This window comes from Alkalicoccobacillus plakortidis, from assembly GCF_023703085.1.
Classification (GTDB): domain Bacteria; phylum Bacillota; class Bacilli; order Bacillales; family Bacillaceae_D; genus Alkalicoccobacillus; species Alkalicoccobacillus plakortidis.
Map to the genome: position 1 here is coordinate 1 of NZ_JAMQJY010000008.1, position 12,679 is coordinate 12,679.

Annotated in this window: 12 protein-coding genes and 2 pseudogenes; all 14 read left to right on the forward strand. The window is 37.5% G+C overall.

Annotated features, from left to right (window positions below; genetic code table 11):
* Positions 1-945, forward strand: a 945-nt coding sequence (locus NDM98_RS22805; RefSeq protein WP_251611771.1) for a hypothetical protein, incomplete at its 5' end; no start/stop codon positions are given.
* A gap of 237 nt (positions 946-1,182) precedes the next feature.
* Complete coding sequence (locus NDM98_RS22810) at positions 1,183-1,476, forward strand: hypothetical protein (protein WP_251611773.1); 294 nt, start codon at positions 1,183-1,185, stop codon at positions 1,474-1,476.
* 160 nt (positions 1,477-1,636) lie between these two features.
* The gene (locus NDM98_RS22815; protein WP_251611775.1) at positions 1,637-2,044 is read left to right on the forward strand and encodes an NUDIX hydrolase; all 408 of its coding nucleotides are present in this window, start codon (positions 1,637-1,639) and stop codon (positions 2,042-2,044) included.
* A gap of 25 nt (positions 2,045-2,069) precedes the next feature.
* Positions 2,070-2,603: a 5' nucleotidase, NT5C type gene (locus tag NDM98_RS22820; RefSeq protein ID WP_251611777.1), complete on the forward strand. Its 534-nt coding sequence runs from the start codon at positions 2,070-2,072 to the stop codon at positions 2,601-2,603.
* Positions 2,604-2,626: 23 nt separating this feature from the next.
* Complete coding sequence (locus NDM98_RS22825; protein WP_251611779.1) at positions 2,627-3,004, forward strand: VOC family protein; 378 nt, start codon at positions 2,627-2,629, stop codon at positions 3,002-3,004.
* A 25-nt stretch (positions 3,005-3,029) separates the two neighbouring features.
* On the forward strand, positions 3,030-3,497 hold the full coding sequence (locus NDM98_RS22830) for an ASCH domain-containing protein (RefSeq protein WP_251611781.1): 468 nt from the start codon (positions 3,030-3,032) through the stop codon (positions 3,495-3,497).
* 31 nt (positions 3,498-3,528) lie between these two features.
* On the forward strand, positions 3,529-4,128 hold the full coding sequence (locus tag NDM98_RS22835) for a YesL family protein (RefSeq protein ID WP_251611783.1): 600 nt from the start codon (positions 3,529-3,531) through the stop codon (positions 4,126-4,128).
* A 339-nt stretch (positions 4,129-4,467) separates the two neighbouring features.
* Positions 4,468-5,397, forward strand: a complete 930-nt coding sequence (locus NDM98_RS22840) for an ABC transporter permease (RefSeq protein WP_251611882.1) — start codon at positions 4,468-4,470, stop codon at positions 5,395-5,397.
* A gap of 12 nt (positions 5,398-5,409) precedes the next feature.
* Positions 5,410-6,316 (forward strand): annotated as a pseudogene (locus NDM98_RS22845) (carbohydrate ABC transporter permease).
* 94 nt (positions 6,317-6,410) lie between these two features.
* A complete protein-coding gene (locus NDM98_RS22850) occupies positions 6,411-7,529 on the forward strand; it encodes an extracellular solute-binding protein (protein ID WP_251611785.1) in 1,119 nt (372 codons plus the stop codon).
* Positions 7,477-8,013: a type 2 periplasmic-binding domain-containing protein gene (locus tag NDM98_RS22855; protein WP_251611803.1), complete on the forward strand. Its 537-nt coding sequence runs from the start codon at positions 7,477-7,479 to the stop codon at positions 8,011-8,013. Before NDM98_RS22850 ends, NDM98_RS22855 begins: the two co-directional genes overlap by 53 nt.
* A gap of 112 nt (positions 8,014-8,125) precedes the next feature.
* Positions 8,126-9,499: an alpha-L-fucosidase gene (locus NDM98_RS22860; protein WP_251611804.1), complete on the forward strand. Its 1,374-nt coding sequence runs from the start codon at positions 8,126-8,128 to the stop codon at positions 9,497-9,499.
* A 764-nt stretch (positions 9,500-10,263) separates the two neighbouring features.
* Positions 10,264-12,179 (forward strand): annotated as a pseudogene (locus NDM98_RS22865) (alpha-mannosidase); the annotation flags it as partial.
* Positions 12,180-12,464: 285 nt separating this feature from the next.
* Entirely contained in the window at positions 12,465-12,662 is a 198-nt protein-coding gene (locus tag NDM98_RS22870; RefSeq protein ID WP_251611884.1) for a glycosyl hydrolase-related protein, read from the forward strand.
* Positions 12,663-12,679 lie beyond the last annotated feature (17 nt).

The window sequence follows — 12,679 nt, forward strand, 5'->3', positions numbered from 1 at the left end:
TTTCTTATAACAAAAAAGGAATCATTTGGTCTGTCCATTTTAAATGTCTATCCACTTGCGATATTGCTCACGGAGGCAAATCAATTCGGAATTGTGAAAATAGCTATCGTCCTACTAATCTCTGCAGCAACAGTTTATTATCTTGAAGAGAAGTGGAAAAAAGCAGATTTTACAGCTATTCCATACGCATTTGCAGCATTTGCAGTGCTGTTAGGAAATGTGGAGACCATTGTTACGGTTCTTCTATTAGTAGGATTGGCATTCGCAGGAAAAGCTGCGGGTGTTCATTATATTGGTTGGTCTTTTATTCAACACAAGAGAGTGAATACGTATCAAATCATTAGTACAATACTAGTAGCAGCAGCCAGCTTGCAGCTGCGTTCTGATACATCAATTGGAACAGAACTAGAGCTCATTCTCGCTACTGTATTATTCGCCTATCTTGTTCTGTTATTTATCAAAGAACCGAGTAAACATGTCCGTTATATTAAGGGGCTTACTCTACTAGGTGGTTTTTATTATCCGTACTCTTTATTGCTTTCCTTATTGCCAGTTGCGGATGAATATATTGTATTCCTATACACCGTTCCTTTTATGGTACTGGTGAGCCTCTTATTACGCGTTGTTGCAAAAGAAGACTCCTGGCGACCGCCCGTTGAGATGGTTGCGGTGGTGCTTGGTTTTATTGTCATGAGTCTCTCTACTTTAGCGAATCAGACGTTGTATGGAAGTTTAACGTTAAGTATTTTGGCAGTACTTGCAATTCTGGTTGGATTTTATCTTAAATATGCTGCCTATTTTGTAACAGGTGTTGTAGCGTTATTGGTGAATACCTTATACGCTACGAGAACGTTTTGGTCGAGTATCCCTTGGTGGGTCTATCTCATGGCTTGGAGGAGCGATCCTCATTGGCTTTGCGACCTATCAAGAGCTGAAAAAACGTGAGGATGAGACAACTGTTAAAGAGCAGTGGAGTCAATTAATCAAAAGAATAAAAGGTTTCTTTACTCATTGGACTTAAAGAGACTTAAGAGCTATTCCTTACAGCCAAATAGGCTAATAGGGAATAGCTCTTTTTATGATGAAATTGAAAAAAATAAGGCGTAGTTATTAGCACAAGAACGCTTAAGTGACGAGCAAAAGCCTTTGTCCTACATATACTATCGTGAAAGGGGTGATCTCATGGAAGAGATTAAATTCTGGACAGAAGAAGAAGTAGAAGAAATCGAAGAAAAAGAAGATAAGAGAGATAAGAAAGAAAAAGAAGATAAGAGAGATAAGAAAGAAAAAGAAGATAAAAAGGATAAGAAAAAGAAGAAACACTGTAAGCATATGTACTGTTTACCAATTTGTCACATCAAACGTCCTGATAAGAAGTGTTGTAAAAAACATTGTTGTAAAAAACATTGTTGTAAGAAAAAACATTACAACAATGGAATCCAAACTTTCTTACGTACTATAAATAACGGCTTATAAAGGTTTATTGAAGTGCTTTGTGTTATGGCTTATCTAGAGCTAATTAATAACCATTCTGAACATAACAAATCGTTATGTTCTTTTTTTAGGTTTATTATCTAATTGTGTAGAAAGGAATGTTTGAGAAAGGTGTAGAATGAGTAGTAGAGGAGTGATTAGTGTGAGTGTTCCAAAACATATTGTATCAGCAGCCGCTATTGTTCTAAACGATAAAAATGAGCTTTTATTAGTGAAAAATCCAAGACGAGGCTGGGAAATGCCAGGTGGTCAAGTTGAGGAAGGAGAATCGATTAAAACCGCAGCTATTCGTGAAACAGAGGAAGAGAGCGGGATCATCATTGAGGTCACAAAGTTTTGTGGCATTTTTCAAAATGTAGAGAAAAGCATATGTAATACCTTATTTTTGGGGAAACCTATTGGTGGCGAATGTCGCACATCCATTGAGAGTGAAGAGGTTGGTTATTTTCCTCTAGAACAAGCACTTGATATGGTAAAATGGAAGAACTTCAGACAAAGAATTGAGCTTTGCCTTGCTAATCAAGAAGAGCCTTTTTTTATACCTTTTTAAAAAGAAACAATGAGGAAGTGAAAACATGAAAAAACGAATTGCAATCGATATGGATGAAGTGATGGCGGATTTTATTCCAAAGCACCTATCTCTATACAATCAAGAGTACAAAGATACTATTACCATTCAAGATTTAAATGGATGTACACTAGAATCATTACGACCCGAGTTAGAAGATCATATAAAAGCATACATAAAAGAACCAACTTTTTTCCGCGATCTTGAAGTGATGAAAGATAGCCAACAGGTTATAGAAGAATTAACTCATTCATATGAAGTGTTTATTACAACGGCTGCAATGGAATATCCAACCTCATTCACAGCAAAATATGATTGGTTGAAGCAGCACTTCCCGTTTCTAAGCGATATGAATATTGTGTTTTGTGGCAACAAAAGCATCATCAAGGCTGACTATTTAATTGATGATAATGCTAGACATTTTAAAACCTTTTCTGGACAAGGCATCTTATATTCTGCACCTCATAATATTCACGAGACAGGTCATGTTCGCGTGAATGATTGGCAGGAAGTGCACAGTTACTTTTTAACAAACAACTAATCTCAAAAACGGAGCTGATTCGTATGACAATTAAATTAGATATGGTAGGCATTGTGGTTAAGGACATGAAAACATCCCTGGACTTTTATCGTACACTCGGCTTTGAAATACCCGAGAGCTTAAATGATGAGCCTCATGCTGAAGTAGACCAAGATGGTGTCAGATTGGCTTTTGATACAGTTGAGGTTGCTACATCAGTCTATGGTTCATGGGATGAGGCAACAGGACATCGGATTGAATTAGCATTTTTATGCGATAGCCCTACTGAATTAGACAATCTATACAACCAGATTATCGAAAAAGGATATAAAAGCCACAAAGAGCCTTGGGATGCCTTTTGGGGACAACGATATGCAATTGTATGTGACCCTGATGGGAATTTGATTAGTTTGTTTGTATGATGAGTACTAGAAAGGAGGAATTCTTTTGAACGAATTAGCAACGAACTATTGGCGGGAGTTTTGGGGTAAAGAAGATCTTCCTCAAAGTGTGGACGCTGGTCAATTCGGTGATGATCCGGATTATTTAGCAGAGTTAGTTTTAAATGGGACAAAAACCGCAACTTGCTATGGGGCTATCTTTTATGAATTAGAAAAGAAAAGAATTCCTCAACCAGGTGACTACAGCATCATTCTCGACAGTACAGATTGTCCACTAGCTATTATTCAACTAACACGGGTAGATGTTGTTCCTATGAATGAAGTAACTGAGGCATTTGCGATTGCTGAGGGTGATGGATCATATAAGAATTGGTACGATATCCATAAAAGATACTTCTATGAGAAATCACATGAGGTAGGAATTGAATTTCAAGAAACGATGAATCTCGTTTGCCAAACCTTTGAGTTGATTGATGTAAAAGCGCAATCAAAAAGAAGAGGAGAGAAGGAATGAACTTCCTAAAAGTGTTCTATGATATCAGTAATTGGCTTGCAAAGGTCATGTATCTTCATTTTTTATGGGTTGCATTTACATTGTTAGGTCTCATTGTTTTTGGTATTACACAGCAACAACTGCTTTATGCTCAGTCATACATAAGTGGTATGACAAAGACTTTGATATTCCAATATATAAGACCTTTCTCTCAGCCTATAAAACTCAATTTAAGAAATCGAATGCATTAGGTTTTGTTTTGGTGCTGGTTGCACTTTTTCTATACATGGATCTCCAAATCTCACAGGATATCATTCAATCTTTTTATTTCCATGCTCTAATTCTCATTATTAGTTTTTTATGTTCAATTACAGCTATCTATCTATTCCCTATATTTGTAAGATACAATTTAACCTTTTTCTCTTATTTTAAACAGTCTTTATTTATTGCTTTGGCTAGACCAATGGAGACAATCGCAATTCTTGTTAGTTTTGTACTGCTGTATTTTGTATTTAGTTTTGTACCAGTTCTTTTCGTTTTTGCGGGTTCATCTCTTATAGCAACACCAATGGTTTGGTTTGCATATAGAGCTTGCTTACACGTAGAAGAAAAGAAAGTACATATCGGTGAAACGAAAACAGTTAAAAATTAAATGATCTTTCTACTGAATGTACACAATAACAGGATAAGAAGAAGAGAAGAAGCTATATGGAGTAGCTTCTTTTTTTTATGAATAAGGTCAATAACCCCTTACTTATAGGTAGAATTACCAATGTAATATACTACACATCACAATAGATATGACATATTGCTGAGGCTTCAAACTGCTTTAAATGTAAGCGATTTCAATAAAATATCAGATTTTAATAAATAGTTTGAGAATATCACATATTGATACAATTTCTCTTCAGGGCTACGATTGGAATAATTTAAAAGAAGGAGGAAATTGATGAGTTTACATACAGATGGTGTTCCCGATCAGAAAGCTGTCATGAAGACTAATATGAAAAAAAGTAAGCCTAAAAAGAATCGAAAGATCTTACAAAATTGGCAACTATACATTTTTATATTGCCGGCTTTTTTATATTTTTTCATCTTCCATTATATGCCTCTCTATGGATTGCAAATTGCATTTAAAGATTTTACTCCAGTAGCGGGTATTACTGGAAGCGAGTGGGTTGGTTTTAAACATTTTATACGTTTTTTTGAATCGTATTATTTTTGGGACCTCATTCGTAATACGTTAGGCATTAGTGTATATGAACTTATTGTTGGCTTCCCATTACCTATTATTTTGGCGTTATTATTAAATGAAGTAAAAGATAACTTTTTTAAGCGTTCTGTTCAAACGGTTACATATGCTCCTCACTTTATATCTGTTGTTGTTATTGCAGGTATGGTCATTGCATTTCTTTCTCCTGTTACGGGAGTAATTAATCATGGTATTCAATTTCTAGGTTTTGAACCGATTGCGTTTATGACTGATCCTGCTTGGTTTAAGACGGTCTATGTCTTTTCAGGAGTCTGGCAAAGTACAGGGTGGGGCACGATCATTTATTTAGCTGCACTTTCAGGGGTTGATCCTCAGCATCATGAGGCCGCCATTGTGGAAGGGGCTAATCGATTGCAACGTATCTGGCACATCAATATTCCATTTATCTTTCCGACCATGGTTATCCTGCTCATTATGAATGTAGGGAATATCATGGCTTTAGGGTTTGAAAAGATCTTGTTATTCCAAAATCCTCTGAATCTCGAATCTTCTAATGTAATCGCTACTTTTGTCTACAAAGCAGGATTATTAGATGCGCAATATAGTTTTGCTGCTGCGGTCGGTTTGTTTAATGCGGTTCTTAATGCAATACTACTAATCGTTGTAAACCAAATCGCAAGAAAAACGAGTGAGACAAGTCTTTGGTAGGGGGGATCAAACTTGAGCACAGCAATTAAAGAAACAAAAACAGATAAGTTGTTTAAAGGGTTTGTATATCTATGTTTAACTTTTGCTTTATTGGCTGTTATTTATCCTCTTATTTACATTATTAGCGCCTCAATCAGTAGCCCAAGGCATCCGTTAATACTGGCCAAATGTGGCTCTATCCAGTAGACATAACTTTTGCAGGCTACAATATGATCTTTCAAAATAGTGAAATTTGGCGAGGGTATTTAAATACTATTTTTTATACAGCTCTTGGTACATTTATTAACTTACTTGTGACTATTCAGCAGCGTATGCACTCTCTCGAAAGGATTTCTTTGGTAGAGGTTTTTTTACGGCAATGTTTGTCTTAACAATGTTTTTCAGTGGAGGTCTCATCCCTACTTACTTAGTCGTACGGGATCTAGGCTTAATTGATACGATATGGGCAATGGTTCTGCCGAATGCGGCTGCTGTATGGAACATTATTATTGCGAGAGTATTTTTCCAATCAACTATTCCAAGAGGTTTAGAAGAAGCAGCGACTATTGATGGAGCTTCTAACTTTAAGATGTTCATGAAGATCATATTACCATTATCAGCTCCAATTATTGCCGTAATGGCTTTATTCTATGGGGTTGGTCACTGGAATGGTTATTTTAATGCCTTGATCTATTTGTCAGATCGAAATTTGTATCCGCTTCAAATGGTGTTGAGAGAAATTCTTGTCTTAAATGAAATGTCCTCTAACAACACTGGAATGACTGGAGAAATGGCAGAAGCCTTACACAGTAAACAACAGCTTTCAGCAATTGTTAAATATGGAGTTATGATTGTATCCACATTACCTATTATTATCGTCTATCCGTTTTTACAACGTTTTTTTGTTAAAGGTGTGATGATAGGCTCATTAAAAGGGTAGACCATTATTTATTTCAAATGGAGGTGAGCTAAGCAATTCGCAGAGGTGATTGTTAAGGCTTAGTGGTAGACCAAAAATAGAGAGGGGATAAGGCATGAAAAAATCATTAAAACTTTGTTTAACAGCGGTTGGTTGTCTAGGATTAATAGCGGCATGTAGTTCAGATGAGGCAGGTACTGATGGCAATTCTTCGACGTCAAATCCTGATGTTGAAGTGAATAAAGAGGGGTTTCCAATTGTTGATGAGAAAATAACAATATCGTTAATGGCCCCTGGAACTGGACTGGCTGAGTGGAAGGATATGCCTACCCTACAGGAATATAGCGAAATGACTAATATCGAATTTGATTATACAACTCCTCCTATGAGTGATTTTTCAACAAGATTAAATTTATCATTTGCTAGTGGTGATGTAGCCGACATTATTTATGGAGCGGGAACGGGGAACTTAACTCCAGGTATGGAAGTAGACTATGGCAAACAAGGTATCTTAATCCCGTTAGAGGAATTGATTGCGGAATATGCGCCAAATATCCAAAGTCTTCTAGATGAAAATCCGGATATCGCCAGATCGATAACCACAGTTGATGGACATATTTATTCATTGCCTGTCATTAACCAACATCCTCATTCAGGTTGGTCAGTACCGATGTGGTATAACGGGGCATGGTTGGATGCTCTTGGAGTCGAGGAAGTTCCAAAAACAACAGATGAGCTTTATGAGCTATTAGTAAGATTTAAAAATGACGATCCTAATGGAAATGGACAAAATGATGAGATTCCATTACTAGATGTACAAATGAATAGTACTCGTTTGGCATTTTTAGGTGCATTCGGTATGAAGGCATGGGGTGTTGAGGAAGTTGATGGAGAGATTCGTTACGCTCCACAAACAGAGAATTATAAAGAATATTTATCCTACATGAATAAGCTTTATGATGAAGGTTTATTAGATCCAGAGACGTTTTCTCAATCTGATGAACAGAAAAAAGCAAAAGGCCAAGAGAATAGACTTGGATTATTCCCGGATTGGTTCTCATTTTTTACAACAGGTGAAACAGAGGAAGAGGCAACAAATAATCCTATGTTCCATCCATTATCTAGCCCTATAACTGATGAGCCACTAATTCCTATAAATCCAGGAATTACTAGAGGAACATTTGCCATTACAAGTAATAATGAGTATCCAGAAGCTTCTATTCGCTTGGGTTGATTATTTCTACTCACAGGAAGGCTCTGAATTCTTAAACCAGGGACCAGAGGGTTACTTATATGAAATCGACGAGAATGGCGATAGAGTTGACCTTGAACTACCCGCTCAGTTTGAAAGTTCAGAGGATTACCGAGGAACGTTAACTCCTGCATACGGTATCCCAACACCAACTATAGTTACTCGTGTTGAAGGAGTCGAGATATCAGAATTTGACAAATTTCTAGACGATGAAACAGCTGAAAAGGTAGATGCTTTTGGAGAAGTACCAATTCCTTTGCTTTATTTAACAAGTGAAGAACAGGAAATTGTAAATACAATTGAAGTCGATCTTCAGTCGTATGTTGAGCAATTAGAGGCTAGGTTTATAACAGGTGTTGAGCCTATGTCAAACTGGGACAAATATGTTGAAACGATTGAAAGCATGAATATTGAACAATACATTGACATTTATCAAGAGGCTTACGATCGTTGGGCTAGTAGTTAATTTGATGTAAGAAGAGCTCGTATCATACTTGATGCTAAGTAGAATACGGGCTTTTTCATTTATCTATTCTTGATTGAATAGCCACATTCATACTTAGTTAAAGGAGAATAACATGACAAAAGAGCAAGAATTATTAGATGTTGCCAATGGAGTTCATAACTATAGTAACGAAAAGAAATGGATTGAACCAAAAGAGAAAATTCTTCTAGAGCAACTTGAATGGTTCAAGGATCAAAAGCTAGGATTAATGATGCATTGGGGACCCTATTCTCAGCTAGGTTTGGTTGAATCATGGGCATTAAGTGATGATGATGCAGAATGGTCAAGGGAGGATATTGATTGGGAATCAGATATGAAGACGTTTAAGCAGCAGTATGTAGATCTTAATAAAACCTTTAATCCACTGCGTTTTCAACCTGAAGAATGGGCAGATTTAGCAAGTGAGAATGGGTTTAAGTATTTGGTTTTTACTACAAAACATCATGATGGTTTTGCCATGTGGGATACAAAAACAACTGAATACAAAATAACAGGCAAGGATTGTCCGTTCCACACAAATAAGAATGCAGATATATGTAGGCAGCTATTTGATGCGTTTCGAGCAAAAGGTCTTCCTATCTCGGCTTACTTTTCTAAGGCAGATTGGCATGTTCCATCGTACTGGGCTCAAAATCAAGAACGAGTAGAGAACATGTGGCGTGGACCTAGCTACAATCCTTTGGAGAAACCAGAGCTATGGGATGAATTTGTACAGTTCTCACATAATCAAATGCTTGAACTGTTAACCGAGTACGGAAGAATTGAAATGCTCTGGTTAGACGCAGGTTGGGTTGCAGCGAAAAACAATCAAGATATTCGATTGGGTGAAGTTGTAGAACAAGCAAGAAAGACACAGCCCTGGTTACTTACAGCGGATCGAACGGTTGGTGGGCCATATGAAAATATTATAACGCCTGAACAAATGGTACCTAAGGAGCCAATTGATGTACCTTGGGAGAGTTGCATTACGATGGGCAGTGCCTTCTCATTCCGTTATGAAGATCAATACAAAACGGGGCAAGAGCTCGTTCATTTATTAATTGAGATCGTGGCTAAAGGTGGAAATCTAGCATTAAATGTCGCGCCTCAGCCTGATGGTAGGTTGCCAAGAGGAGCCATTGCAAGCATGAAAGAACTTGGCTCATGGTTATCATTATTTGGTGAGGCCATTTATGGTACAAGAACGATTGCCCCCTATTTCAAGAGTAACGTTGCATTCACCAGAAAAGGGGAGACAGTGTACGGCTTTTATTTAATTGAAGATGATATGAATTCTGTTCCACACGAGATCACCATTCCTTATAGTGGAGCTGTAGATCAAATAGATTGGTTGGATGTGCAAGAGAATCTATCATTCAAAAAGTCTAGTGAAGGGCTTTCCGTTCAGCTTCCTCGTTTAGAGAGAAACAAAAAAGTATCTTATGCATATGTATTTAAACTTACTTGAAGTAAAAGGAGTTGTTTAACTTGCAGTTCATAAAAAGGTGTATCAATTATGTAGGATCATTGATTCAGAAGGATTCTTTTGATGTAGGTGGTTGGAGGGCAATCAGAGCCAATTATAAGAGTCCAGACGAATACGATTATAAAGATACTGAGATGTACGCAATTGACGTGGGGGATCTACTCATTACATCTGGCGAAACCATTTTCTTAGAGACTGAAGTTATACTTCCTAATGAGTTCAAAGATCACTCTGTTGGACTTGAGATTAAGGTGGGTCAGCATGGAATTCCAACAAATCACGAAGGCTTAGTCTACCTAGATGGAGTACCGTATCATGGGATCGACCGCAATCGAAGCTTTGTTCTTTTTCCTAAGAATAATAACCAAGGTAAAAATAAATATCATGTAAAAATTGAACTCTTTAACCCAACTGCGCAAGTTGTAGATCAATTAAATTATCAAAATGAACCAGCAGAGTTTGCTCCAGCACCACTTTATTTGCTAGAGAGTAAATGTATCAGTCCAAATCAAGCGTTAGAAAGTCTTTTTTACACTATGAAAGTTTATTTGGAATCAGCCCTATTGTTGCGAGAAGATGACCTAAACAGATTGAAGATCGTTAAAGAGTTAACACAGGTAAAGGACTGGGTTACCAATACTTCGGAAGAGGTACTGTTACACGATTCAAATAAGGTGCGCGAGAAGGAAACCGAATTAATTCAGAATCTACAAGACCTCGATAAGAATCAAAGAGGAACCTTACATATGGTTGGTCAGTCCCATATTGACTTAGCATGGTTATGGCCAAAAAAAGAGGCAGTGAGAAAAACCAGTCGAACATTTTCTACAATGAGCACATTACTAGATCAATATGAAGGCTTTAGTTATGCACAAAGTCAACCTCAAGCCTACGATTTTATAAAAGTACATTACCCAGATCTTTATCAAAGAGTGAAAAAGCATATCCGTGACGGACGTTGGGAGATCGTTGGTGGGATGTGGGTTGAGCCTGATTTGAATATTCCTTCAGGAGAGTCATTAGTCAGGCAGCTACTTTATGGAATGAAATTCTTTAAAGATGAATTTGAGGTGAAACCACGTATTGAATGGTTACCAGATACATTCGGCTACTGTGCATCCCTTCCTCAATTATTAAAGAAATCAGGACTGGACTATTTCATGACCACCAAAATGAATTGGAATGATACCAATCAGTTCCCACACGATCTTTTTTATTGGCAAGGAATTGATGGGACAACTATCCTTTCCTACTTAAATCATGGAATAAATGAGCATACACATCCTAAGGAGATAAATGAGCATTGGAGCAGTTATAAACAAAAGACAGTTCACGCCGAACAGATGCTTCTCTATGGGCACGGAGATGGTGGAGGCGGAGTGACAAAAGAGATGCTTGAGTATGTAGAGCGCTCAGCTAATTTACCTGGATTGCCAACGACTTCACATAGTACTGCCCATCAATTTTTTGATGGGATTGATGAAGCAAATCCAGATCTTCCTATCTGGGTAGGGGATTTGTATCTTGAATTGCATAGAGGAACGTACACAACACATGCAAGAAACAAGCGATGGAATCGAAAAGCAGAAGTCTTATATCGTGATGCAGAAATTTGGTCCAGTCTTGCCAATGCTTTTACAAAGATTAAGGTGTCAGCTGACTTAGAAGAAGGTTGGAAACAGTTACTGTTTAATCAGTTCCATGACATCATTCCTGGCACATCCATTCCAGAGGTCTATGTAAAATCAGAAGAAGATTATGAGCAAATCTTTTCTATGGGCGAAGACATAAAACAAAAATCGATCGATACTCTTGTCCAGGAAATCAATACAAAAGGAAACGGTAAACCAATTATCATTTTTAATAGTTTATCGTGGGACAGGTCTGAGGTTATAACGGTAAGAGCAGGCATAGAGCTTCTAAATCTTGATGTGTATGATGAGCAGGATCAGTTGTTAAAAAGTGATGTGAACCTGATTGCAAATGATCAGGTAGAGCTTTCTTTCTATATTTCGGACATTCCACAAATGGGTTACTGTACAGTTTGGTTACGACCGAGAGCAGCAGAAGTTCAGGATCAGGAAGTACCGAGCTTTAGTGGGAAGTGGGAAACATCGTTTTATAAGGTTGAATGGAACGAACATGGAGAGCTTTCTAGGTTATTTGATAAGAAAGCTAATCGAGATGTGTTGAAGGAAAAAGAGTCAGCCAATCAGTTTCAAATGTTTCATGATCAGCCAACCTATTGGGATGCCTGGGACATCGACCCACGGTTTGCTCAACAGGAAGTCGAAAAGCCCAAACTACTCTCAGTAGAAGTCATTTTAAATGGAAAGACTAAAGATCAACTTCGATTTAAATGGAAGATATCAGGTTCAGAAATTGAGCAAGATCTTCTATTCTATCATCATTCTGCAAGAATTGACTTTAAAACAAAGGTTAGATGGTATGAAGATCATAAGCTTTTAAAGGTTGCCTTTCCGGTTGATATTCAAACTAATAAAGCTACTTTTGAAATTCCATTTGGAGCGATAGAAAGAGCGACTCATTCTAATACAAGCTGGAAAGGGCGCAATTTGAAGTGTGTGGACATCGTTTTGCAGATTTATCTGAGGGGAACTTTGGTGTAAGTCTCTTGAATGATTGTAAGTATGGTTATGACGTTAAAGGAAATACGCTCCGTCTATCTCTTCTAAGGGCACCTAAGTGGCCAGATCCTCATGCAGATCAAGGAGAGCATGAATTTACGTATTCGCTTTTACCACATGAAGACAATTGGATTGCAGCCAAAGTAACACGTCAGGGCTATGAGCTTAATCATCCAATCACATATGTACTTACAGATAATCATGAAGGGCAGTTGCCTACTAAGCAAAGCTTTATTCGTGTTGCTGCTAAACATACGATCTTAGATACGGTAAAACCTTCGGATGACGGAGAAGGTATTGTGTTGAGAGTTTATGAATCTAGTGGAAGTAGAGAATCTCTCGATATTTACATCAACGACTCTATAAACGAAGCGTATGAGACAAATTTATTGGAGGAAGAAACTTCAGCACTTACTATCGTTGACCAGACGTTATCCACCGCTGTAACTCCATTTGAAGTAAAAACAATCAAAGTAAATGAGGTAAAAGTTGACTAAATGAAGAGGTGAGCGTT